Raw genomic sequence first — 21,870 nt, 5'->3', positions numbered from 1 at the left:
TCTATCTTAAAAATTATACCTTATAGGATTAACTTTCTCTTACTTATTCAGATTCCCGATGGAAGCCTTTCTTATCTTTCTCTTTTCGGAGAAGGATTTAGCACCTTATTTGGCAACAGGTTGCTAAGACATCATAGGGCCTTTTCCCTCAGTCTTTCTGGATAAGTCATTGAAATTACTATTTCGAATCAAAAGTGTTCCATTTCTATTTGGGTGCAAAATCTGTTTCACCATTTATAACCCATTAAATCTATAGATTTGGTAGTACAAATTAAAGCATTAAATCAATCAAAACCAATTTTTATTTTGATAAACAATATCACTAAATCATTTATCAGAATAATGTTTTAATAAATTAATAATAACTTCTAAAAATGACTGATTTTAAATTATTAATTAATGTTTTATTCCAAAACGAGGCAAAAAAAAATATATTATCATCGCATAATTTAAGCATATTTAGCTGTAAAATTTTACTACCAACCTTTTACGGCGCGGCCTTTGAAAGCCCTCTCTGCTGCTTTTTCTACCTCAACAGACTGGTAGGCTTTAACAAAACGCTTGATTTTATCCTCGTGCTTATTATCTTCTCTTGCGACAATTGCATTCACATAAGGAGACTTGCTATCTTCGATAAACAGCCCGTCCCTTGTAGATATCAAACCAATAGGTGCAGCAAATGTATTGTTGATGATGGCTATAGATACATTTGCATCGTCCAATGACCTCGGAAGTTGTGGCGCCTCAAGCTCCAATATTCTTAAGTTTTTGGGATTTTCGATTACATCATTCAAGGTTGGCAACAGCCCAACGCCGGGCTTCAGCTTGATAAGTCCCGCAGTCTGCAGGAGCAACAGCGACCGGCCACTATTGGTTGGATCATTGGGGATAATTACTGTGCTTTCATCTTTAAGTTCGTTAAGGCTTTTTATCTTTCTGGAATAACCTGCAATCGGATAAACAAAAGTATTCCCTACAATTGCAAATTTGTAACCGTGTTGTTTTGCCTGAACATCAAGATAAGGCTTATTCTGGAATGCATCGGCGTCAATATCTCCCTGATGAATTGCCTCGTGGGGCATTACATAATCATTAAACTGTAACAGTTCTACCTCGAGGTTGTACTTTTCCCTGGCTACCTTTTGGGCAACCTGTGCAATATTATATTCCGGACCAGACTCTACGCCGACTTTTATGTGGTTGGGATCATTTTTTTTCGCATTGCTGCCGCAGGCAGTAAGAAAGGTCACTGATAACAAGAGTACTGATTCTATGCTTTTTCAGAAAGTAGTATTCATTTTATGTTATGGGATTTTAAAAATTATTTTCTATGGTCAAAATATTTTGAAAGTCGATCTCCACCAAACTGGATGATAAAAACGATAACAACCAGCAGGACCAGCACGGTATTCATCACCAGCACATCATAGCCGATATAACCATACTGATAACCAATCTGTCCAAGGTCTCCTGCTCCGACTGCACCACCCATTGCGGAGTAACCAACAAGCGTGATTAAAGTTATTGATGCACTGTTGATGATTGCAGGCAAAGCCTCCGGTAAAAGTACCTTAATAATAATCTGCAAGGGTTTTGCGCCCATTGCTCTTGCAGCCTCAATGTTGAAAGCCTCCACCAAATCGTTCGGACAATCTTATTTGCACCAAACAAAATCTGCTCCTGTCGTACATCAAATGCTTTGTCCACTCAAGATGTTGTTTTCATGTCTGATTAGAGGCCTTATGCAGATGAATGTTAAAATCCAAGTGTACATTGTCATGACACTTACAATAACCTGACAAAACTTGTAAATTCATTTTATATTTCGAACTATTTGTCAGGCATAGTATTTAAAATAATCCATACAAAATTCTGACAAAAGTCTAAAAGCCACCGTGCCATGTTCTCAAAACATGACATTAAGGCTTTTTATTGGCTAATTCACGACAAAAATTCATCATATTATAGTTAGTAATCTGCTATGCTGGCATAGGCTGCGATGGATTAGGCACAGGAATTGATATTAAGTAAATAGACCTGCTATCAAACGCTAATCGACTTATAGTCAATAATTTACAAAATAATCCTAAACTATTAATATGCAAAAATTCACCAAAACAATGTTCAAGGAGCTACTGGATGAGCTTCCTTCTACAACAGAGGTTGCCGGAAGTTCGGACGATGAAGAGGATGCCAGGCCTGTTCGAGGATGTAAGAAAACGATCATCGCTTGGACATTCAGCTGTCACCGTACGGAAATGAAACAACTATTAAAAACTGAATTGCCTGATAAGCTTTCGATTATCATGACTCAGTGCTTTGAGTTAATTGATAAATATAGTGAGGACATTTCCTCAATTGATTATAGTAACTGGAAAAGAGATCACCAAAAACTTAGAGAGGCTGCAATATTTATGGAAGATTTTACCTTCTGGGAAAAGCTGTTACAATCGGGAACGGTGAGAAATCAGATTTTTGCACCACTGGTAGTAATATGCATTGTAGGCTGCGCTGCCATGGTATCAAATAAATTTGGGCATAGCGTGGAAAAACCCAAAGCTAATTCTTCGATTGACAGCAATATGCGAAGGGTTCACGCCCAAGTATTATTGGACGGTATCCCAGCCACTAAAGTAAAAATCTATCACCGTTCAGGTATGCTCATCGGAGATGATCTAGGAAGGTTTGTGATCGACACCAATAGTGCAGAAAAACCAGATAGTCTTGTATTAAGTTTCGGTGATGTTAACAGGAGAGTATGTTTACCAGCCAATTTGGATAGCGTGAGATATGATCTTAGTTCTGTTCCAAGTAAGTTAACTGAGTTGGCGAAGAGGTAAGATTAAGAATGTAGCAAAGAAATTTTTGTAATTAACTAATAGGAAAGGAAAACGATATAGTCATGCCCATACTTAAATCATTAAATAGTGAAAAAGGGTTGCAACTGCAGCCCTTTTTTTATTTGTTTCCAGCATTAAAAAAACAATAGGAACTAAAATGGAGTCAAAACCCAGCAGAGAGGGTCAAGATTAAATAGATGACGTTCTATATTAGCAGCAGCAGAAATCAGGATAAGTAGCGTTGAAGGTTTTCAGCATTCGGGTTTTCTTTTGCCTATAATTGAGTCCACATTCAGATTTCCCCGCCTACCCAATTTTGGTGTAATATAAAAAATCAGACTCTAATTTGATGGGATGTCTGTTGGAATAGAGAAACAAAAGGTGGATCCTTTTCCTATTTCGCTTTCTAGCCAGATCCGGCCATTGTGATGGCTTATGATCTCTTTACAGAAATAGAGGCCGATGCCAAAGCCTGCGGTCGTTTTGCTGATCGTGTTTTCTATTCTATAATAGCGTTCGAAGATCTTGTCCTGATCCTCTGTTGCTATACCTTCTCCCTTGTCTTTTATTAGAAATGTTATCCCATCTGAAGAGAAAAAATAAGTGCATTTAATTTCAGCGCCTCTAGGTGAATATTTTACAGCATTTCCGATTAGGGTTTTTAAGTACCTGCTCAATTCTGTTTCTGTCAGCTGTTATCGTTTTTTCCACGTTGATATAACTAAATATTATAGGATGACTGCTCGTGGTATTTTTGAAGTCTTCCTCTATTTCGCGAATGAGTTGTGAAACTAAAAAGGTGCTTAGTTCTATTATAATTTTGGAATTCTCCAGTCTTGACACGCTCATAAATCCATTAATCATATTTGTCATCTTGCTTATCTGGCGAAGAGACTTTTCGACGGCATTACCGGTCACTTTATCATCAGCTTTTTTCGCATTGAACGCTACGAGTTGTAGATATGCCTTTAGAGATGTCAAAGGTGTTTTAAGTTCATGACTTACCATTCCGATGAAGTCACTCTTCATCTGTTCTTCGTCTTTGAGTTTTTGTATATCAGTTGTCGATCCCACCCACATGATTATCTCTCCTTCATCGTTCATAACCGGAGCAGCTATGTTTAGGTGCCAGCGGTATTTCCCTAACAGATCCTTAAAACGCATTTCAGACTCAAACGGAATGCCTGACTTCGCGGCCGCTGCAAGCCCAATCATGAAAGATTCTACCTCGTCAGGATGCATCATCTGATGATAGCCATAGTCTCGTAAATTTTCGAAACTCATTCCGCTGTACTCCAGCCAGTGCCTATTGAAGTAGGTAACCTCCCCAGTCGGAAGAGCAGTGCTGATTTTTGCCGGCACAAGATCCATTAACCTCCTGAAATGATTCTCATTTTTAAAATGTTCAAGTTCTGATATCCTCAATACATCAAGTTCAAGGTTCAGCAGCTCAATCTTCTTAAGTGCATTTAGCTCTAGCTTTCTACTCTCTGCAAGTTCCGCAAGGCGCAAGACCTTATCGGTAATATTATTAGCATGCTGGATGATATAATCAATCTCCCCATCCTCATTTAAGACAGGGGTATGACTCGGCTCCCAATACCTGGTAATGAATTTACCAGGATTTAGTAGGTCAGGCACATCATATCTTTGGATATCCATGTAATGAGGTTCCTTCGTGCGAAGCACTTCCTGAAGGGAGGCATTGATATTTTTCATTCCATCTGCATCGGGTAAATTTGGATTGTCAGGGAAAGCTTCAAAAATATGTTTGTCTTTAAGAAAGTCCCTTGTAGTCCCCGTAGCCTCTAAAAACTTGTTGCTCGCTGTTATTATGTATAACGAGGCAGAAACTACAAGGTAGCTATTTGGAATAGTTTCAAGGATTTTCAGTGACTCGTTCCTAATATCAGAGATCATTTTAAAACATTAAAGTGTGCCTAAAGATAGAAAAAACAAAATACCCCAAAACTAACACTGATTTTAGATTTATATATCTTGGGAATTGGCAACAATAGACGGATAGAAAAACTCCATATAATTTCTTGAGTTCGCCGCCAGACTCAACAGCGATACATTTGCAATAAGAACTTATGTGATTCTCTTTTTCCGATAACGTGCATCAACTGGACAAACCAATTTATTTCACCCTTTTCCGCCAATTCAATAACACAATGGCAACCAATTATTTATAACAAATTTATTTCCGGTGAGACGGGGTCATCTACTCTCCTTTATCCAGATTAATGAACGTAATTAAATATTTCGACCGTTATTATAATATGAATAAACCGCAGCATTTGGACCCCATTTCGTAGAAAATTGAATTTGAGTTAAATCTTTTTTTTCTGATTACAGAATTATAATGAAAGAAATTTGTTCAGAACGACAAAAGAGTTATTTATCAAGCAAATTTTTAATTGTAAGAAGCAGATTTTCCGAGTCAGGTGATTTTCCAAGAATAGCATCGGCATCACATTCCACGGCACTGATATCTTCATATGATAATGCAGTCAGCATGATGATTGGAATGTGGGCCGTTTCAAGCCTGATTTTTAATTCATTACAAATTTCTCTTCCGTCACCATCACCCACCCTTATATCCAGAATAATTAGATCGGGTTTAAAACTTTCAACAAGAGATGAAAGTTCTTCCTCTACTTCGATACACCTAACTTCATAACCGGCATCTGTAAAATCTGTGCCGTAACGATAAAGAGAAATAGGATCATCATCCAAAAACAAAATTTTCTTATTCATATAGCTATTTTTCTCGAAGGCACGGCAATTTTAAATTCGAATTAGTTGATTCTATAGATAATAACTAACAAAACCCCACCATCATCAAAACATTTTTTTAACTCAAATTAAAACACTAAATTAACGTGAAACTATTGGGATGCAATTTCCGTCTACTAAATTAGTTAAACGAACTCAAATTTCAACGGTATGGAAAATACTGAACAAATTGCACAGATTAAGGTTCTTGTTGCTAAGAAATTAAATCTCGAACAAGTCAGTCTCGAAGACTGTAGAAGTATATCAGAGCAAATCTTTTTTAAAACAAAAAACTACTTATCCCAGCGAACTGTTCAAACCATTTTTACTGGAAAAAGAGAGTTACTCACGCCATTTTCGTTGAACAGTCTAGCGCAATTTTGCGAATTTAAGAATTGGGAAGATTACCTGAAAAAGTTTAAGTGAGTTGATCCTGAGGGCCAAAGGCAGATAAGGTGCGTAACTGGGAAGTTTGTAAATCTTCTTCGGTAGTTACCAAAGCGGGCATTTTAAGAACATTATAAATCTGATTGCAATCTTTCGGCGTGCAAAAAACAAAATCTCCCACCCGCTGTTAGATGAGGGTCCGATCCAAAAATTTATGGACACCTTAATTTAACCAAATGAATGAACTGCAATTCAGCGCAATGATCAAAGAACACTCGCCCTCACTGCGTAGTCATGCGATCCGCTATACCAGAAATGAGGATGACGCGGATGATCTGGTGCAGGATACGATGATAAAAGCGATACGGTTCTACAAAAACTTTCAGGAGGGAACAAACATAAAGGGATGGCTGTTTGTGATTATGCGCAATACCTTTATCAATGATTATAGGAAGAACACGAGAAAAAACGCACTCATTACCCAGACCGACGAGATCAGTTCCCAGGACTTAGTGGTAAGTGCCTCTGAAAATGATGCAACAGGAACGTTCATTATGGGTGATATACAAAAAGCACTGGCATCAATCCCGGAGGTTTACTCCACTCCCTTTACCCGGTATTTCGAGGGCCATAAATATCAGGAAATAGCCGACGAATTTGGTATACCGATAGGAACAGTCAAAACCAGAATCCATATGGCACGGGAGATGCTTAAAACATATTTAAAGAATTACCAGTCCGAACGTTAGCGTAACTGATGAGTTTTGATAAAGCTCAACTAAACGTCCTTCGAAAAGTTTAAGAGCATATATTTTATGTTAGATAATTTCAGACAAAACGGTCCTGGGCGGAGGTCGCCTGGCGTGAACCGCCGGGTTGAAAACGAAAGTTATGCAAAACCAAATTGTCCCCCCGGCTAGAGAAACGGTGAAGATTACAATTTTAAGATTCAAGCAGAACAAATATTCAGTTTTCGCGACCATTCATAGCAAGCATTCCCATTCTAGGGATGCTTGTTATGATTAACGATGTATTTAAGCTTGGGCAACATAATCGGTCAGATTATCATTAGCATCTTCTTTCAGGGAATCGATCTTTCCTTTTACCTCTTCTTTGACCGAAGAAAAACTTTCGCTGGCTTTGTCGGCCAACTCATCGCTGGTACGGGTTAAGTTTGCAATTTCCTGGTGTGCTTTGTCAAGTACCCTGTCCTTTAAATCTTTTAAGCTTTTTGAAAGTTTGTCTACGGTTTCCTCACCACTTTCCGGGGCGAATAATATGCCCAGTGCAGCTCCTGCTGCAAGGCCGGCTAATAAAGCCACTACTGTTTTTGAATTGTCTGTCATCGTTTTGGGTTTATATAACATTCAACCCTTCCTGGAGGAGATTTGTTTTCGTTTTTTTCAATAGCAGATTCCTGGCCCATAGGCAACTTAAAATTTCGCTAAAGAATATTTGCAATTGGGTATTGAGAGTCCGGTTATTAAGGAAAACAGCTTTTACATGGAAGCCAGGCAGGCTCATTTAGTCAAGCTGTGTACTATATTTTGGAAGTTGTACCGTAAAAACAGATCCTTCTCCAGGAGTTGATTTCAAAAAAATCGTTCCCTCCAGCCTTGTTATAAGATCCTTGACTGTAGATAGTCCGATACCGGTACCCGAATTGTTAAACCTGTCGGCTGCTACGCCCACAAAATTAGCCTCAAATATTTTCGCCTGGAATTCGGGCTGGATACCGTTTCCATTATCCTCAACTTCCAAGAAGACTTTGTGCTCATCCTCACGGATGCTGACCTTTATAAGCCCGGTTTCTTTATCGTTATAACGGACTGCATTGGTAAGCAAGTTAAGCAGGATCTGCTCCAGGGCAATAGTTGAATGGTAAATTTCGGCGCTGGACGACAGGAACTGGAGCGAAAAGCCCTGTGGCATAGGAACAAGATTTCTCAATCTTTCGAAAAGGCCGGAGACCATAATTTTTTGCTTCCTTGCAATCAGTAGTTCAGGGGACCTGGAGTACTCTAGCATCTCGTCTACTAGTGACAAAAGAGATTTGGTTGAAGAAATGTTAACCTCTAACAGCTTATTGGCCCGTTCGTCTCCGAGCGATCCAATGGTAGATTTTAAGAGCTGGGAAGTAAGGAGCATGCCCGTAAGCGGATTTTTGATGTCGTGCGCCGCCATGGAAGCAAATTTCTGGATCAGAACATTGGAATTCAAAAGCTCCTGATTACTTTTCATTAGTTCCAGGTTGTTTCTCCTCAACTCGATTTTATCCACTACCTGGCGAGCCAGAGATTTCAGTGCTGAAACCTGTGGGGCACTAAGGATATGCGTTCTTTGATCCAGCACGCAGATGGTTCCCATTGCGAAGCCGCTCTGGTTTATAAGGGGAACCCCGGCATAAAATACGAGCGCAGTGGGGCCGGTTACCATGGGATTATTATTGAATCTTTCATCAACCCTGGCATCGGGAACGATCATAATCTCTTCTCCCGAAGCTATTGCATGCGTACAGAAGGAGAGTTCACGCAGGTTCTCAGTAAAATCGGTACCGATATGTGACTTAAAATATTGACGCTTTTCATCAATAAAGGTAATCAGGGAAATTGGAATGCCACACACTGCCGAGGCAATGCTCGCCATGTCATCAAACTCTTTATCTTCTCCGCTATCCATTAAGCGATATTCCTGCAAAGAGGATAGTCTCGCAAGCTCATTATCGGGAAGTGGGGGATTTGAATTCATGTGGGGTAGGCAAAGGTACGCTTAATATAATAAACAGTCTTTCACCCTATCAATTGCATTTAGAATGATACAGGTAAGCTTTGAGCTCCATCAGCTTTTCATGCGTTTTTTGGGTCACCCGTGTTCTGACTGGATGGGTCAGACGGGCCTGTTTTTCTATGGATCTGTTATTCATCTGATTTTTCTTTTGTCTGTTTTTTAAGGGTTTCCGAGTTCCGAGGAAAACCCCGACCTCAAGGGCGGCAAGAATGGAATTGTGGACAATTCTACATCTTGCGGGACACCCGAGTGGCCACAGGAAACTGCATTAATCTCATCGAAGTTTTAGATGATCGTTATCCAGCTAACTTTGCAGCCCCTTTAGTTTTTGTTATTTTTTCCGGGGCCACTATTCTGGCAGATTGCTGGAAAAGTTTTTAACAGGGCTCGGATCTTAAACCTCAGGCCTTTAAAATACTGCTGATTGCGGCGCCCTTTTTGCGCGATTATGTTTTTCTGTTTTTTCATATCCCAGATTTTGATCAACGAATCTGGAAAAATCTGGAACGTTATATTGATGCTCACGGCAGTGATACCCACTGTTTTTTTTTTGCAGGGGAGCGCATCGGATAAAATCACCGAACAATATAAATCCTAGGTTTTTTACAATTTTATTGGTGCTGAATCTTATATTTTTGAGAACTGGCTGTATTAATGTGATCCATTTATGAGTATCAACGCGAATGGGTCATAAGGGAAGCTATAAGCAGATTTTTGATCATCAAGAAGTAATTTATGAAAACGATAATTTTTATTATTCTACTGGGACTGGGTTTTAACGCTTTCGGTCAACAGTTCAATCCCGAGCCTACAGTCTTTGGAGAAGGCTCCATATCCTCAAGGGACTTTGAATTCAATGCGAGTTTCACTCCGGACGGAAAAACCGTATATTTTTCAAAATCATTGCTCCCTGATTTCCGGCGGATAAGCATTGTATCCTCGACCTTTAAGAACGGCAAATGGGGGATGCCAAAGCTGGCCTCTTTTTCCGGCAGATTTAGAGATGCCGACCCGATTCTGACCGATAACGGAAATCGGCTGATTTTTATTTCGGACAGGCCCTCACCGATAAAATCGGACACCTCAAATTACAACCTCTGGTTTGTTGACAAAACCAAATCGGGAGAATGGGGCGAGCCAAAGCACCTGATGGGAGATTTTTACAAAACAACCCCCTACCCTGTTTACCCTTCAGTTGCTGCCAGCGGGAATTTATATTATTCGAGCGGCAATGCAAAAGATTCAGAGATTTATCTGGCGCGAAAAACCGAAAGCGGCTACGGAAGCGCCGAAAAGCTGAGTTTTAATTTATCTTCGGAGCGGGATATTGACCCGGTCATCTCTCCTGATGAAACATTTATAATTTTTAGCAGTTCAACACGCAAAGGCATGGGTGGAAGCGATCTTTGGGTAAGCTTTTATGAACAGGGCAAATGGGAAGAACCGATAAATCTGGGAAAGGCAATAAACTCTCCGACTAACGAGGGACAAGCCGCCCTATCCCATGACGGAAAGCGGCTGTACTTCACAAGTATTAGAAATAAAAGCCAGTTACGTGGTCCAAGGGAAAGAAAAATAAATCAACAGACTTTTGATCAGGAGTTTAAGACGATCTTTAACGGGATTCCAAATATATGGGTAGCGGATATTTCAAATTTGCGGGTTCTAGGACCAGCCCATTAGAAGGGAAGCCTACACAAAAAAAAAGCCACATCCGGCAAACCGCTCCTATCCTGGAGATTAAATCAGGACCTGGTTTCGATTCCTCATTTCATCTCCCCAGCGCTCTAAACTGTGCCAGATGGGGATGAGGGAAGCCGCTGTTTCAGTGAGGCTATATTCAACACGCACAGGCACTTCTGCATAAACGTGCCTATGGATCATTCCATCTCTTTCCAGTTCCCTCAACTGACGAGAAAGCATACGCTCGGATACCGTTTGAAGATTTTCTCTAATTTCGCTAAAGCGAAGGTTTTGGCTTTCAAGAGCGTAAAGAATCAACATTTTCCAGCGTCCGCCAATGATAGAGAGTGCATGAACCATTCCGCAGGATTCATCCATCAATCGTTTGTTGATGCTATTGGTCGAATTTTCTTTTCTTTTTGACATACGGACAAAGTTGTTAGTATCCGACAACGGGCGGTCTATGTGTTTTTGATTATGGCTTCCATTAATTTTGGATGGAATAATAAAAAATCAAAAACGATGAAAATACTGATAATTCTTGCCCACCCTGAGCTTAAAAGCTTCAATGGCGCCATGTTCCTCACCGCTATTCAGACACTCGAGGCCCAAGGTCACCAGGTCAAAAAACTAGACCTCTACAGAATGGGGTTTGATCCGGTCTCGGACAGAAAAAACTTTTCAACTGTCAGCAACCCCGACTACTTCAAACAGCAGCTTGAAGAACTCCATGCCACCGAGCTGCATGGATTTAGCGAGCTCATCGATCAGCAGCAAGTGCTTCTGGAATGGTGCGAGCTGATGATCTGGCAATTTCCCCTCTGGTGGTACAGCGTGCCTGCAATCTTAAAAGGCTGGGTAGACCGTGTATTTGCAATGGGCCGGGTTTACGGTGACGGGCATTTCAATGAAACCGGCAAGCTTAAAGGAAAACTGGCCCTGCTTTCCCTCACTACCGGAGACCGTGAGGAAGCCTTCTTGCCTCACGGTTCGACCGGCTCACTCTCTGGTGTACTTCGCCCATTACAGCGCGGCATCCTAGCCTATACCGGCTTTTCGGTACTTAGGCCACATGTCGTTTTCGCGCCGGTCAGACTGACCGATTCACAGCGGGCAAATGAACTTGAAAAATGGTCTAAGAGACTCATGTCCCTGGCTAAGGAAAATTCAATTGCTGTAGGCTCATATTAATGCTCCGGAGTGTAACTTAATAGATCAAAACTGGGTACGAGCGTTTCCCAGCATGTTTGATATTTACTCTATGGAGGGTTCACCTGGATGTTCAAAATTTACATATCATTAAAATTAGAGTTAACATATTACCGGGTTTGCATCTTTAGTGGCCCTGGGATCCACGCAATGGTTACTTGGCCTAAGAAAAAACGTATTATATTCAGATACCTTGCCGGGGTGAAACTCGCAAAGACTGGCGAAATCACTTGGTGTCATTCCGGAAAGGTATCTAAAGTCTTTGATGAAGTGGGATTGGTCATAATAGTTGAGCGAAAAAGCGAGATCGCCCAGATTTGTGAATTTTTTGTTCCTAATTAGTTCAAGCACCTTTGAAAACCGGGAACCGCGTAAAAACCGTTTAGGCGATAGGCCTATTGAAGCTTTAAAGAGCCTCAATAACTGGTGGTCAGCCACTGCAAAATACTTTCTTAAGTCTTCCAGGGAAAGGTTTACATTCGTTAAATTCTGATAATCCGCGGCCGAAATAACTTGCTCTTTACGAGCTTTTAAACGGGCTGCACTTGTCAAATGCGAATAAATGCTTTCCAGACGGTCTGCCGAAGAAAGTTCCATTAATTTATGAATATAATCTTCAGGAAAATAATTTTCCATATCCAGTATTTTGTTGTTTAGTGCTGAAATCTCTAATCCCGTAAGCATCCTCAAGATCTCCGGAAAAAAACTGACTGTAAGGCAGCTAACGGGACCAGTGACTTTGATCTCCATCGGCCGGCTGCTTACCCCTCTAAGAAAAGCCAATGGGTAGCCTGAGTTTTTAGCGGAAACCATTCGGCTGCAATTAGAATGAAGAATAATAAGCTGGGGAAAGCAGTCAGCAAAAAGCACAAGTTGCTGGTCTTGTGTAGGATATATACGAAATGTAGAATAGCTGATGAATCTCACGATACTTTTCAAACAATCCGGAGGCATAATAATCTCACATTCCATCAGGTAATTCAGTTAGGGCGTACGGAAATATAAAATATCCAGTAAGGTTGCAAAGGCTTGTAAATGATGAGACAAAAATATCGCTGTGAGATGTAACTGGAATAGTCCAATTTGTTAACGCACAGCCATCCACCTGAATTTTATGACTAAACGCGTTATTGCTGGCGCCGGGATATCAATCCTTAACATTGGCAGATCATCTCCGAAGTATTCAGCGCCTGCAGAAACTATTAGTGCAAGCCCGGGTAGCTCACATTAGGGGAGATAACCAGGCTTAAACAGGCAGGACGACTATCTGGGCCAACCATTTTGTCAGCGGTGCCAATCAGCGGATAGCCGCTTAACCTTTCTATTTCAAAATCCGCTCTTCACTAGTAATTGCCAACTCATTATCACTTGCGTGTCTTTTGGAGATCAGGCCGTCCTTGTCATATTCCATGAGCTCATTGCCAGTGCTTCTGAACCACTGGCCGGATGCATCCTGCCATTCCTGCTCTGTGCGTACCGCCATACGGTTCCCACGAAATCCCCACAGTGTTTTTTGCTGGCTATAGTTTAATTGCCTTTCAAATTTGCCGCGCAAAAATTCCTGGACTTCGGCGGTCCCATTAATGACCTGCGTCCGATCTGTCCACTCGGTATCAGTGCTACAGGCCATCTCCAACATCTGAGGTTTTCTGGAGTTCCAGAGGGATTCGCTCATCTTCACCTTTTCTAGTGCCGATTCCATAGAAAAAGGGGGAAGCGGAAAGTGTTTAATGGCCATTTGCATTGGAGTTTGAAGGTTCTATGATCTCGTTCCAGTCGATGGCGGTCTGGGAGATGATATTTACATAATTGGTGAAAATGTTCCGGACCACAAAGGCGATTATTTCCAGTATCTCACCGTCTGTATAACCACTTTGTTTTAGCTGTTCAGCATCATCTGGCGAAAGCGCATGGTGACTGCGAAGCAGTTTTTCAACAAATTTGAGACCCTTGTCAATTTTAGGGTCAGGAGAATCAAGCCTTCTCGCCTCCATGATTTCCTGTTTGGATAAACCCGCATTGTATGCAAAGCTGGTATGTGCCGATAGGCAATAGGTGCAACTGTTAAACTCGGCGGTTGCCAGGGCAATCTGTTCAGCGAATTTTTGTCCAATTGACGGATTATTTAGCGCACCGCTGAATTTGATGTAAGCATTTAGTACATTTGGGGCGTTCCCCATGATCTTGAACATATTGGGTACACGTCCCATCTTTTTTTCTACCTCCTGAAAGGAATCTTTCAAGCTACCTATTGCGGATGTTGTTTCAATAATTTCCATACTCTGATTTATTTATTTAAGGATTAATGCCAGAGCTCAACCTGCAAAGAAATGCTGCAATGCGGGTAAGCGCTCTCCGGAGGTAAAGGTAGCGGGGCAAAACCTGTCGGAGAAATATCGGCGAATTTGTTAAACTAGTTTAATTGGACAGTGACCTGGGCAGTGATTGATGAGCTAAACCAGTTAATACCGCCCCACTTCTATTGGCCCCTCTTCAAAAATATTTTTTAGCCTGCTTGAATATTTTTCAAGCTGATCTTCTCTTCCCTGTCCTTCCATTCTTACTGGTCCATAAATTATATGGGGCTTAAGAACGTCGAACCCGGTATAAGCCAGCATACCCCTTTGGACATGCCTGATGATTGAATCGATATCCCCTAAGAGCCCGTCTTTGCTGTAGGCGGTTTTTTCAGCGCCCGTAGTTATGGATAGCAGTGCTTTTTTCCCTTTGAAATACCCCTGTTCAAACATCCTTCCCTCCCCATATACCCGTCCCATTGCAAACACCCGGTCGACCCACCCTTTCAGTACACCGGGAACACTGAACCACCATAACGGAAACTGCCATATCATCAGGTCGCACCACTCAACTTTACTGATTTCGGCTTCTATCTCTGGTGAAAACCCATTTATTTTTGATGCGCGAAGCTCTTCGAGCTGCTGTTTGAAAAAACCTGCATCGTCCATGGAGGAATAATTATTCCGGTAGGATCTTGAACTGAATTCCATCCGGTATAAATCTGAAGTCTGCACCTGATGTCCCTGGGTTTCCAGCGTGCGAATAGCCTGTTGGAACATGGAGGCATTAAAACTTTTAACCTCCGCGTGCGCCAGGACAATAAATATTTTCATGATTGCTAAAAATTGATGAGCTCAAAAATAGAATCGTGGGCCTTCATATGTTGCGCACGCACTCAATTGTAAGCAGCTAACAAATTTGTCCGTGGTTACACGATGCTCAATAATCCAGTTCCATTCCCAAGGCTGAAGCGGACAGTTCGGCATAATTAGGACTCCAATTTTGGGGCTTAAAGGACTGTTGGTTTTTTACAATTTATAACAGACAGAATTGGCGAAATTGCGTGCGCTTTATAATTCATTCACATAAAGAAAGAGGATATGAATATTGTCTTGGGCGCTAATGGCCATGTTGGTTCGGCAGTTGCGATGCATCTGTTGGAAAAAGGCCAGCCTGTAAAAGTTGTATTGAGGACCGATAAAAATCAGTCTTACTGGGAAAAGCATGGCGCAAAGGTATCAATTGCAGATGTTTTTGATACGGACATGCTTACTGGGATATTAAAGAATGGTCAACGGCTATTTTTACTTAATCCCCCGGCCTCACCGGACACAGACACTGCTCAAGTTGAAAAACAAAGCGTGAGCTCTATATTAAAAGCGGTCCAGGCCTCGCATTTTGAGACCATTGTTGCAGAATCTACATATGGTGCGCAGCCAGGAGATCGTATCGGGGACCTTGGCGTTCTTTACGACATGGAACAGGAACTTGTTAAAATACCTGCTTCCATAAAGATCATTAGGGCGGCCTATTACATGAGCAACTGGGAGCAGGCCGTTCATGGGGCAGTAAAAAAGGGAGTAATTGAAACCCTTTATCCGGCCACCTTCAAGCTCCCCATGGTATCTCCAGCCGATATTGGCAAGTTCGCCGCAGAACTTTTGAAGCATGGGAACGATAGAAGAAAAATTATTTATTTTGAGGGGCCGGAGCGGTACAGCGCTTTAGATGTGGCCAGGGCATTTTCACTTGCACTCGATCGCCAGATCGAGGTAAAATCCCATAAGCGAGACAACTGGTGTGCTTACCTTGAAAAATCCGGATTTTCGCCGGCAGCAGCAGGATCAATGGTCCGGATGAGTGAAATTACACTGGAGGAAAAATATGAAATTCCTCTAGAGCCGGAAAAAGGTCAAACGACCCTGGAGTCTTATATTTTGGACATGGTCGCCCTGGCAAAAAAGGGAGCTAATTTTCAGCACAACTTAAGGACTTAACTATACATTTTATGAAAGTCAACAGACGACCATTGAGAAAGCATTACCAAAGGGAACGGTTTGATCTGATTCTGCACAATATAGGCCGGCACATTAAATTAACGGTTCAGGAGGAAAAAACATTTACCGGTATGCTAGAAGCTAAAAATCTTAAAATAAGGGATTTTTTGCTCCGGCAGGGCGAGGTGTGCCAGTTTGAAACTTTTATAGTCAAAGGCTGCCTGCGGATGTACTCTACGGATGAGGAGGGCGTGGAACATGTTGTTCTGATCGGTATTGAAAACTGGTGGATATGTGATCTAGGCAGTTTCCTTGGTAGCCATCCGGCGAATTATTCGATTGATGCACTGGAGAACAGCGAGGTGATGATGATTTCCAGAGAAAACCTGGAGCAGCTATACACCCGGGTCTCCAAATTTGAAAGGTTTTTTAGGATCCTTTTTCAGAATGCGTATATAGCCCAACAAAACAGAACAAACCAGGATCTGACCCTCAATGGGAAAATGAAATACTTAAGTTTCCTGCAAAAATATCCAACGCTCGACCAGCGGATATCCCAGCGACAGATCGCGTCCTTTCTGGGCATTACACCAGTATTTTTAAGCATGATACGCCGAAAAATTGTATCGAGGTCATTTGTTAAACTAGTTTAACATGCTTTGTTTTAGAAAATCCGTTGCTTTGGATTCAAAATAAAAATATGAGAGCAAAATATCTACAAAACAGAGGCAGTGTACTTTTTTGGACAACCGTTGTTGTTGGCATATTGGACGCCGTGGCTGCAATGACAGTTTATTACGTTTTTTTCAATTTAAAGCCTATGCAGGTTTACCAGTATGTAGCTAGTGGTATAATGGGTAAAACTGCCTATGATGGCGGCGCTGCGAGTGCATGGGTGGGCGTGGGATTGCACATAATTATCGCATTTGCAGCAACTTACATCTTTTTTATTCTCAGTCCGCGCCTTAAATGGATTCGGGAGAACGTTATTGTTGCAGGGATGCTTTATGGGCTGTTGATTTGGGTGGTGATGAATCTAATTATTGTTCCGTTAAGCCTCATTGAACCTGCCGAATTTAACCCGGTGGATCTCGTGGTTGTGATCTGGCATATGACCGTGGTCGGATTGCCTATTTCCTTATTAATCAACAAATATTATGAAAACACTTAGCAGAATAAAGACAGTGTTACTTCTTGTTAGTATCTGTTCGCTTGGATCGGGATGTAGTCAAAAGGCAAATCAGGCAGAGAAAAACGAGCAACTAGTCCGAACCTATTTCGGGGAGGTCTGGAATAAAGGGCGTGTGGGTTATCTTGACAAACTATTAAGCAATAACTACATCAACCATACGCCCTCAGTGCCCAATCCACGTAAAGGACCTGAAGGATTGAAACCAATTGTCCTTGCGATCCGCAAGGGCTTTCCGGACCTGCATTATGAGATCATGGATGTTATCGCTACCAATGACAGGGTTGTTGCGAGGGTCGTGATGACAGGAACGAATACAGACTCTCTATTTGGCAGTCCGCCGACCGGAAAAAAAATCCGCGTCAATCAGATTAACATTGAAAAAATAGAAAACGGACGGATTAGCGAACATTGGAGGGTCACTGAAGAACTGGAATTGAACAGACAGCTGGGACTGCTAAAATAAGGGTGAGGTTAAGGAAAATGGTTAAAATTGGTCTATAAAAAATGAATACACGCAAGAATATACTGGACTGTTACAGCAAGACAGCAGAAGTTTATGCACAAAAATATTTTGGTGAGCTTGAGCATAAGCATTTTGACAAAATGATCCTGCAACATTTCGCAAGAGAACGGGCTTTAGCAGGAACTGTTCTGGATCTGGGCTGTGGGCCGGGTCAGACAACTGCATATCTGGATGGACTGGGCATCAAAGATATCATTGGTACAGATATTTCCTGCGAAATGATTGATGAGGCGAAGCGATTAAGTCCGCATATTGCCTTTGAAACAGCGGACATGCTGGATCTGAGCTATCCCGAGGGCAGATTCGGATCCGCTGTTGCCTTTTACGCTATGGTCCATTTTGATTACCCGCTGCTTGCGGAAGCATTCAGGTCGGTATATAAAGTATTAAAACCCGGAGGCCACTTTTTGACAAGCTTTCATCTGGGTGACGAGATTGTGCACCTGGATCATTTTTTAGACCATAAAGTCGATATTGATTTCAATTTTTTCAAAATGCACCAGGTCATCGCTGTTGCCCAAACAAATGGTTTTCAGCTCGTTGATGCAATTGAGCGAGAAGCCTATTCAGAAATCGAATACCCGAGTAAAAGAGGATATCTATGGCTGAAATCCTCCAGATAGCCCTAGTCTAAACATGCTTCACTATTGAGCATCTAACTTTTCGATAATATCCACCGAATCGATTATTTCAGCAAATTCATGCTGGAGACTGACGAGTGAAATCTGGTGAACCTGTTCAGCAGTATAGTGCTGCCCATCAAATCCCAACTTTGAAAAGGTTACCGTTGCGTCCGCAGCAACAAAAACTTCGTAGCCATAATTGGCGGCCATTCGGACAGATGAGGATACACAATGATCAGTGGTGAAACCGGCAAAAAGAATACGGTGCACGCCCATTGAATTGAGCTGGCTAAGCAAGTTGGTTCCTATGAAGGCACTGTTTACTTCCTTGGTAATAATCGTTTCGCAATCTCGCGGACAGGCAAAGTCCATAAATTCATGACCTGGTTCCCCTACTTTGAGGGGAGAATCCGTAGAGATCGAATTGTGCTGAATATGGACAACAGGAAAGTTTTTTTCCCTCCAATAGCTCAGCAGCTTGGCCATGTTTTTCTCCGCGCAGGGATTATTGCGCTCCTCTCCCCAATGGGCAGTCTGATTAAAGGCCTTTTGTACATCTATTAATATCAGGGCAAAATTTTGATTGAATGTGTTGGTCATTTTTAAGGTTTCAAGATGGGGATGTGAGGTAACCGTTAACTGGTCAATAAATCATTTGATTTTTGAAAGTGTGCAAGGAATTAGCCAATTGCAGCAAGACCGCACCAGAATACCCAAAGTATAAAAAAAATCTGTTCGGGGATTCTGAACCAAAGGTAGTTCAGCCCTGGGCCGTCCAGAGTTCCCTTTTCATAATTCAGGTTTTTCCTTGCAGCGTGGATATTTGAAGGCAAAACTGCTATAAAAAAAACAATCAACAGGATAGCTCCGGTTTTTGTAGTCGGGGGATATACTAAAAGAAGGCCCAAAATCAATTCGATACCTGCAGTGAGGTAAATGATTTGCTTTTTAAAGGGCACAAAATCAGGTAACATCATCGACATGCCCTTTGGGAAAAGAAAATGTCCCAAGGCGGTAAAGCAGAGCATGACCAGCATTCCAAATCTTGCTGACCAAGGGTATAACGGATCTGACATCCATAGAAGATTTATTACAATAAAAATCAGCGTTGCAACAAGCAATACAATAAGCGGTTTCATTATTCTGAAGTCAATAATTAAGTAGGAGAACTTGAGCAAGTTAATCCTAAAAGTAAGATATGAGGTGGTCCATTTTATGTATTTTAGACCAACCAGTTTAATGTGTAGTCAGATCGTTCCACTCTTATTTGAGTCCATTAAAAACGTTCAGAATCAGGCGCTTCCAAATTGCCCTAATGCAAATCATCAACAATTGGGCGTTCCATTTAGACTAAAGCAGCCAATTTTTCCATCCGCTCATCGCGAACGAAGTGCCTTTTTCAGGATATCTATACTCTTTTGAAGTTCATCAGGTGTGCTGGATGCAAATCCAAGGCGGCTAAAATGATCTACTCCAAGGTATTTTCCATCCGATATTTTCAGCCCTTTACTGGCGGCGATTGTGCTAAGCTTGGTGAGGTCAATTTCCGGGTCAAACCCTGTCCAAACAGCAAGGCCGCCATCGGGCACTCTGAATTTGACATAGTCGTTTAATTCAGAATTCAAAAGGCCACAAAAAATATCCCTTCTCTGGCGGTAGATGTTCATCGACTTGCGCAGGTGCCGCTGGACGAACCCGAATTCGAGCATTTCAGCCATAGCATTTTCCAGCATCGCATCCCCCTGACGGTCTATGATTCTTCTATACCTGGCCAGGTGTTCGATCGCATCTTCTGGTCCGACCAGATAACCGAGCCGGAAAGCAGGTGCAATGGTCTTTGAAAAAGAACCGCAATAGATTACCATTCCGCTGTGGTCCGCGCCCGCAAGAGGAAGAAGGGGCTGATTGGCATAATGAAACTCATAGTCATAATCGTCCTCAAATAGGATGAACCCGAACTTTTCTGCAAGCCGGAGGAGTTTGATACGCCGGTCAGGCCTTAGCGCCACCGTTGTCGGGTAATGGTGGTGGGAGGTAACGTATACCATGCGGATGGGTCCCTGCTCACAGATTCGCTCAATCTGATCGACATCCAGGCCATACTCATCCACATCAACATAAGATATCCTCACACCAGACTGTTCGGCTGCCATACGGGCTGCGATCCAACCCGAACGGGAAAGTATAATATGGTCTGAAACTTTGAGCAGGGCCTGAACCATTAGGTAAAAACCCATCATTGCCCCGCGTACAATCAAAATATTTTCAGGGTTCGTTTTAAGCCCCCTGGTAGCATTTAGATAAATCGATAACTGTTCTCGAAGCCTTAAGGATCCTTTGGTTTCACTATAGCCCAGCTTGGAGTAGAGATTTCCCGTCAAAAGCTGGGTTCGGTATGCTCTTGATAGTTCAGTGAGCGGTGCCAGTCTTGCATCGGGAAAACCGTCATCAAGATGAAGGCCCGGAATAGATGCGAGTACTGGTTTTTCAAGAATCGGCATCCGCGGTATTTTGAAGCCTGCATGTTTCAACGGATTGACAAAAATTTCAGGTCGGTTTTTTTTTGGCTTTGACAGTTCCTGGATGTGGCTGCTCACAAAAGTGCCTTTTCCCGAGTGGGTTTCAAACCAGCCCTGTATTTCCAGTTCAGCGTAGGCTTTAACGATGGTAGACCGGTTGACATGCACCAATGCGGCCAAGGTACGGGAACTCAACACCTTTGTTCCTCCTGGCAAAATCCCTTGTTTAATCAACTCCATAAGCTGTGCGGATAACTGCAGATACACAGGCAGCTTATCTTCTTTATTGACTTTAATCAGTGAGGCTAGGGTTTGCATATTGGACGATCAGATTTATCAAAATTGGATGAGTTACACCAACCATTAAAAATACAGATTTGTCAATGAAATAAAAACAAAATCGTGAATTAAGTAATGAAATCCTTATCAAAATACAATATCATGACCATGATTTTACTGGGAGTGCTTGGGGCCGGCAAAAGCCATGCAAAGGTGCAAAACGTAAACCTAATGAAACAGGTGGAGTTGGACAATCAGGGCGCACTGAAAATTACTCCAACTTCCGCCTCTTCCAAGGACGACTTTAACTTTCTGATGGGTAAATGGACAGTTAAAAACAGGAAATTAAGGTCCCGGCTTTCGGGCAGCAAGGAATGGGACGAGTTTGATTCCGTGCTTGAACTGCGGGAAATTTTAATGGGAATCGGAAACCGCGAAACCTTTACAGCCACCATCGGGGGTAAACCTTATGAGGCCATCGCCCTGAGGCTTTTTAACCCCAAGACCTTGCTATGGACGGATTACTGGGCGGACAGCAATGATGGCATTCTGGACAAACATCCCGTGGTGGGGTCTTTTGAGGGCAAGGTCGGCAGTTTTTTCACCAGGGATGAATTCAAGGGAAAGGCTATACTGGTTTTATATCAGTGGGATTATTCGGCCCCGGACCATCCCCAGTGGCGGCAGGCCTATTCACAGGATAACGGAGCGCACTGGGAATGGAACTGGTATATGGATTTAAGTAGAATTTAAAC

The 21,870-nt window shown here is 42.1% G+C and carries 27 protein-coding genes, 1 pseudogene and 1 riboswitch; of the genes and pseudogenes, 11 read left to right on the top strand and 17 right to left on the bottom strand.

Annotation, left to right across the window (positions count from 1 at the left end; genetic code table 11):
• Positions 1 to 68: 68 nt before the first annotated feature.
• Positions 69 to 168, bottom strand: a riboswitch (SAM riboswitch).
• 308 nt (positions 169 to 476) lie between these two features.
• The gene (metQ, locus tag ABD692_RS09080) at positions 477 to 1,250 is read right to left on the bottom strand and encodes a methionine ABC transporter substrate-binding lipoprotein MetQ (RefSeq protein WP_344766396.1); all 774 of its coding nucleotides are present in this window, start codon (positions 1,248 to 1,250) and stop codon (positions 477 to 479) included.
• Positions 1,251 to 1,321: 71 nt separating this feature from the next.
• On the bottom strand, positions 1,322 to 1,636 hold the full coding sequence (locus ABD692_RS09075) for an ABC transporter permease subunit (protein WP_344766394.1): 315 nt from the start codon (positions 1,634 to 1,636) through the stop codon (positions 1,322 to 1,324).
• Positions 1,637 to 2,099: 463 nt separating this feature from the next.
• Between ABD692_RS09075 and ABD692_RS09070 the strand changes: the two genes are divergently transcribed.
• Positions 2,100 to 2,840, top strand: a complete 741-nt coding sequence (locus ABD692_RS09070; RefSeq protein ID WP_344766392.1) for a hypothetical protein — start codon at positions 2,100 to 2,102, stop codon at positions 2,838 to 2,840.
• 341 nt (positions 2,841 to 3,181) lie between these two features.
• On the opposite strand, the gene ABD692_RS20955 is transcribed toward ABD692_RS09070, so the two are convergent.
• The 3 genes from ABD692_RS20955 to ABD692_RS09060 all read right to left on the bottom strand — a co-directional run bounded on the left by ABD692_RS20955 (position 3,182) and on the right by ABD692_RS09060 (position 5,600).
• A complete protein-coding gene (locus ABD692_RS20955; protein ID WP_425567336.1) occupies positions 3,182 to 3,517 on the bottom strand; it encodes a sensor histidine kinase in 336 nt (111 codons plus the stop codon).
• Complete coding sequence (locus ABD692_RS09065; RefSeq protein ID WP_344766390.1) at positions 3,465 to 4,760, bottom strand: PAS domain S-box protein; 1,296 nt, start codon at positions 4,758 to 4,760, stop codon at positions 3,465 to 3,467. Before ABD692_RS09065 ends, ABD692_RS20955 begins: the two co-directional genes overlap by 53 nt.
• 477 nt (positions 4,761 to 5,237) lie before the next feature.
• Entirely contained in the window at positions 5,238 to 5,600 is a 363-nt protein-coding gene (locus ABD692_RS09060) for a response regulator (protein WP_344766388.1), read from the bottom strand.
• 189 nt (positions 5,601 to 5,789) lie between these two features.
• On the opposite strand from ABD692_RS09060, the gene ABD692_RS09055 reads away from it, so the two are divergent.
• Both ABD692_RS09055 and ABD692_RS09050 read left to right on the top strand, forming a co-directional pair.
• Positions 5,790 to 6,044, top strand: coding sequence for a hypothetical protein (locus ABD692_RS09055; protein ID WP_344766386.1), 255 nt, complete (start codon positions 5,790 to 5,792; stop codon positions 6,042 to 6,044).
• A gap of 197 nt (positions 6,045 to 6,241) precedes the next feature.
• A complete protein-coding gene (locus ABD692_RS09050) occupies positions 6,242 to 6,754 on the top strand; it encodes an RNA polymerase sigma factor (protein WP_344766384.1) in 513 nt (170 codons plus the stop codon).
• Positions 6,755 to 7,039: 285 nt separating this feature from the next.
• On the opposite strand, the gene ABD692_RS09045 is transcribed toward ABD692_RS09050, so the two are convergent.
• The 3 genes from ABD692_RS09045 to ABD692_RS09035 form a co-directional block, all read right to left on the bottom strand.
• Positions 7,040 to 7,351, bottom strand: coding sequence for a YtxH domain-containing protein (locus ABD692_RS09045; RefSeq protein WP_344766382.1), 312 nt, complete (start codon positions 7,349 to 7,351; stop codon positions 7,040 to 7,042).
• A gap of 178 nt (positions 7,352 to 7,529) precedes the next feature.
• Positions 7,530 to 8,753, bottom strand: coding sequence for a GAF domain-containing sensor histidine kinase (locus ABD692_RS09040; protein WP_344766381.1), 1,224 nt, complete (start codon positions 8,751 to 8,753; stop codon positions 7,530 to 7,532).
• A 360-nt stretch (positions 8,754 to 9,113) separates the two neighbouring features.
• Positions 9,114 to 9,260, bottom strand: coding sequence for a hypothetical protein (locus ABD692_RS09035; RefSeq protein ID WP_344766380.1), 147 nt, complete (start codon positions 9,258 to 9,260; stop codon positions 9,114 to 9,116).
• Between the two features lie 267 nt (positions 9,261 to 9,527).
• Between ABD692_RS09035 and ABD692_RS09030 the strand changes: the two genes are divergently transcribed.
• Positions 9,528 to 10,475, top strand: a complete 948-nt coding sequence (locus ABD692_RS09030) for a TolB family protein (protein WP_344766379.1) — start codon at positions 9,528 to 9,530, stop codon at positions 10,473 to 10,475.
• Positions 10,476 to 10,532: 57 nt separating this feature from the next.
• Here the strand turns inward: ABD692_RS09030 and ABD692_RS09025 are convergent, their stop codons facing one another.
• Complete coding sequence (locus tag ABD692_RS09025) at positions 10,533 to 10,901, bottom strand: winged helix-turn-helix transcriptional regulator (RefSeq protein ID WP_344766377.1); 369 nt, start codon at positions 10,899 to 10,901, stop codon at positions 10,533 to 10,535.
• A gap of 51 nt (positions 10,902 to 10,952) precedes the next feature.
• On the opposite strand from ABD692_RS09025, the gene ABD692_RS09020 reads away from it, so the two are divergent.
• Positions 10,953 to 11,666 (top strand): NAD(P)H-dependent oxidoreductase, encoded by a 714-nt coding sequence (locus ABD692_RS09020; RefSeq protein WP_344766375.1) that lies wholly within the window; start codon positions 10,953 to 10,955, stop codon positions 11,664 to 11,666.
• A 120-nt stretch (positions 11,667 to 11,786) separates the two neighbouring features.
• Here ABD692_RS09020 and ABD692_RS09015 read toward each other — a convergent pair whose 3' ends face one another.
• From ABD692_RS09015 to ABD692_RS09000, 5 genes and pseudogenes are all read right to left on the bottom strand, one after another.
• On the bottom strand, positions 11,787 to 12,320 hold the full coding sequence (locus ABD692_RS09015; protein ID WP_344766373.1) for a helix-turn-helix domain-containing protein: 534 nt from the start codon (positions 12,318 to 12,320) through the stop codon (positions 11,787 to 11,789).
• 15 nt (positions 12,321 to 12,335) lie between these two features.
• Positions 12,336 to 12,638: pseudogene (locus ABD692_RS20950) on the bottom strand (DUF6597 domain-containing transcriptional factor); the annotation flags it as partial.
• Between the two features lie 367 nt (positions 12,639 to 13,005).
• A complete protein-coding gene (locus tag ABD692_RS09010; protein WP_344766371.1) occupies positions 13,006 to 13,422 on the bottom strand; it encodes a DUF1348 family protein in 417 nt (138 codons plus the stop codon).
• Positions 13,412 to 13,963, bottom strand: a complete 552-nt coding sequence (locus tag ABD692_RS09005) for a carboxymuconolactone decarboxylase family protein (protein WP_344766369.1) — start codon at positions 13,961 to 13,963, stop codon at positions 13,412 to 13,414. The genes ABD692_RS09010 and ABD692_RS09005 overlap by 11 nt, the downstream gene beginning before the upstream one ends.
• 183 nt (positions 13,964 to 14,146) lie before the next feature.
• Positions 14,147 to 14,815, bottom strand: coding sequence for an NAD(P)H-dependent oxidoreductase (locus tag ABD692_RS09000; RefSeq protein ID WP_344766367.1), 669 nt, complete (start codon positions 14,813 to 14,815; stop codon positions 14,147 to 14,149).
• A gap of 267 nt (positions 14,816 to 15,082) precedes the next feature.
• Between ABD692_RS09000 and ABD692_RS08995 the strand changes: the two genes are divergently transcribed.
• Genes ABD692_RS08995 through ABD692_RS08975 form a run of 5 tightly spaced genes read left to right on the top strand, consistent with a single transcriptional unit; the run spans position 15,083 to position 18,317 of the window.
• Positions 15,083 to 15,979, top strand: a complete 897-nt coding sequence (locus ABD692_RS08995; protein ID WP_344766366.1) for an NmrA family NAD(P)-binding protein — start codon at positions 15,083 to 15,085, stop codon at positions 15,977 to 15,979.
• Between the two features lie 11 nt (positions 15,980 to 15,990).
• Positions 15,991 to 16,632 (top strand): Crp/Fnr family transcriptional regulator, encoded by a 642-nt coding sequence (locus tag ABD692_RS08990; protein WP_344766364.1) that lies wholly within the window; start codon positions 15,991 to 15,993, stop codon positions 16,630 to 16,632.
• A 47-nt stretch (positions 16,633 to 16,679) separates the two neighbouring features.
• On the top strand, positions 16,680 to 17,150 hold the full coding sequence (locus ABD692_RS08985; RefSeq protein WP_344766362.1) for a hypothetical protein: 471 nt from the start codon (positions 16,680 to 16,682) through the stop codon (positions 17,148 to 17,150).
• Positions 17,137 to 17,634, top strand: coding sequence for an ester cyclase (locus tag ABD692_RS08980; RefSeq protein ID WP_344766360.1), 498 nt, complete (start codon positions 17,137 to 17,139; stop codon positions 17,632 to 17,634). Before ABD692_RS08985 ends, ABD692_RS08980 begins: the two co-directional genes overlap by 14 nt.
• A gap of 41 nt (positions 17,635 to 17,675) precedes the next feature.
• Positions 17,676 to 18,317, top strand: coding sequence for a class I SAM-dependent methyltransferase (locus tag ABD692_RS08975; RefSeq protein WP_344766359.1), 642 nt, complete (start codon positions 17,676 to 17,678; stop codon positions 18,315 to 18,317).
• 21 nt (positions 18,318 to 18,338) lie between these two features.
• On the opposite strand, the gene ABD692_RS08970 is transcribed toward ABD692_RS08975, so the two are convergent.
• From ABD692_RS08970 to ABD692_RS08960, 3 genes are all read right to left on the bottom strand, one after another.
• A complete protein-coding gene (locus tag ABD692_RS08970; RefSeq protein WP_344766357.1) occupies positions 18,339 to 18,917 on the bottom strand; it encodes a cysteine hydrolase family protein in 579 nt (192 codons plus the stop codon).
• A gap of 80 nt (positions 18,918 to 18,997) precedes the next feature.
• On the bottom strand, positions 18,998 to 19,456 hold the full coding sequence (locus ABD692_RS08965) for a DoxX family protein (RefSeq protein ID WP_344766355.1): 459 nt from the start codon (positions 19,454 to 19,456) through the stop codon (positions 18,998 to 19,000).
• 237 nt (positions 19,457 to 19,693) lie between these two features.
• On the bottom strand, positions 19,694 to 21,154 hold the full coding sequence (locus ABD692_RS08960) for an aminotransferase-like domain-containing protein (RefSeq protein WP_344766353.1): 1,461 nt from the start codon (positions 21,152 to 21,154) through the stop codon (positions 19,694 to 19,696).
• Between the two features lie 96 nt (positions 21,155 to 21,250).
• Between ABD692_RS08960 and ABD692_RS08955 the strand changes: the two genes are divergently transcribed.
• Positions 21,251 to 21,868, top strand: coding sequence for a hypothetical protein (locus ABD692_RS08955; RefSeq protein WP_344766352.1), 618 nt, complete (start codon positions 21,251 to 21,253; stop codon positions 21,866 to 21,868).
• The last annotated feature ends 2 nt before the right edge of the window (positions 21,869 to 21,870 follow it).

It is taken from the genome of Pedobacter ginsengiterrae, assembly GCF_039537385.1.
GTDB lineage: Bacteria > Bacteroidota > Bacteroidia > Sphingobacteriales > Sphingobacteriaceae > Pedobacter > Pedobacter ginsengiterrae.
Note: the sequence above shows the minus strand (reverse complement) of the source record. Positions and strands in the feature narration are given on the sequence as shown.

Coding starts and splice junctions, on each gene's coding strand:
- ABD692_RS09070 (WP_344766392.1), top strand. CDS start 2,100: ATGCAAAAATTCACCAAAACAATGTTCAAGGAGCTACTGGATGAGCTT.
- ABD692_RS09065 (WP_344766390.1), bottom strand. CDS start 4,760: ATGATCTCTGATATTAGGAACGAGTCACTGAAAATCCTTGAAACTATT.
- ABD692_RS09060 (WP_344766388.1), bottom strand. CDS start 5,600: ATGAATAAGAAAATTTTGTTTTTGGATGATGATCCTATTTCTCTTTAT.
- ABD692_RS09055 (WP_344766386.1), top strand. CDS start 5,790: ATGGAAAATACTGAACAAATTGCACAGATTAAGGTTCTTGTTGCTAAG.
- ABD692_RS09050 (WP_344766384.1), top strand. CDS start 6,242: ATGAATGAACTGCAATTCAGCGCAATGATCAAAGAACACTCGCCCTCA.
- ABD692_RS09045 (WP_344766382.1), bottom strand. CDS start 7,351: ATGACAGACAATTCAAAAACAGTAGTGGCTTTATTAGCCGGCCTTGCA.
- ABD692_RS09040 (WP_344766381.1), bottom strand. CDS start 8,753: ATGAATTCAAATCCCCCACTTCCCGATAATGAGCTTGCGAGACTATCC.
- ABD692_RS09035 (WP_344766380.1), bottom strand. CDS start 9,260: ATGAAAAAACAGAAAAACATAATCGCGCAAAAAGGGCGCCGCAATCAG.
- ABD692_RS09030 (WP_344766379.1), top strand. CDS start 9,528: ATGAAAACGATAATTTTTATTATTCTACTGGGACTGGGTTTTAACGCT.
- ABD692_RS09025 (WP_344766377.1), bottom strand. CDS start 10,901: ATGTCAAAAAGAAAAGAAAATTCGACCAATAGCATCAACAAACGATTG.
- ABD692_RS09020 (WP_344766375.1), top strand. CDS start 10,953: ATGGCTTCCATTAATTTTGGATGGAATAATAAAAAATCAAAAACGATG.
- ABD692_RS09015 (WP_344766373.1), bottom strand. CDS start 12,320: ATGGAAAATTATTTTCCTGAAGATTATATTCATAAATTAATGGAACTT.
- ABD692_RS09010 (WP_344766371.1), bottom strand. CDS start 13,422: ATGGCCATTAAACACTTTCCGCTTCCCCCTTTTTCTATGGAATCGGCA.
- ABD692_RS09005 (WP_344766369.1), bottom strand. CDS start 13,963: ATGGAAATTATTGAAACAACATCCGCAATAGGTAGCTTGAAAGATTCC.
- ABD692_RS09000 (WP_344766367.1), bottom strand. CDS start 14,815: ATGAAAATATTTATTGTCCTGGCGCACGCGGAGGTTAAAAGTTTTAAT.
- ABD692_RS08995 (WP_344766366.1), top strand. CDS start 15,083: ATGAATATTGTCTTGGGCGCTAATGGCCATGTTGGTTCGGCAGTTGCG.
- ABD692_RS08990 (WP_344766364.1), top strand. CDS start 15,991: ATGAAAGTCAACAGACGACCATTGAGAAAGCATTACCAAAGGGAACGG.
- ABD692_RS08985 (WP_344766362.1), top strand. CDS start 16,680: ATGAGAGCAAAATATCTACAAAACAGAGGCAGTGTACTTTTTTGGACA.
- ABD692_RS08980 (WP_344766360.1), top strand. CDS start 17,137: ATGAAAACACTTAGCAGAATAAAGACAGTGTTACTTCTTGTTAGTATC.
- ABD692_RS08975 (WP_344766359.1), top strand. CDS start 17,676: ATGAATACACGCAAGAATATACTGGACTGTTACAGCAAGACAGCAGAA.
- ABD692_RS08970 (WP_344766357.1), bottom strand. CDS start 18,917: ATGACCAACACATTCAATCAAAATTTTGCCCTGATATTAATAGATGTA.
- ABD692_RS08965 (WP_344766355.1), bottom strand. CDS start 19,456: ATGAAACCGCTTATTGTATTGCTTGTTGCAACGCTGATTTTTATTGTA.
- ABD692_RS08960 (WP_344766353.1), bottom strand. CDS start 21,154: ATGCAAACCCTAGCCTCACTGATTAAAGTCAATAAAGAAGATAAGCTG.
- ABD692_RS08955 (WP_344766352.1), top strand. CDS start 21,251: ATGAAATCCTTATCAAAATACAATATCATGACCATGATTTTACTGGGA.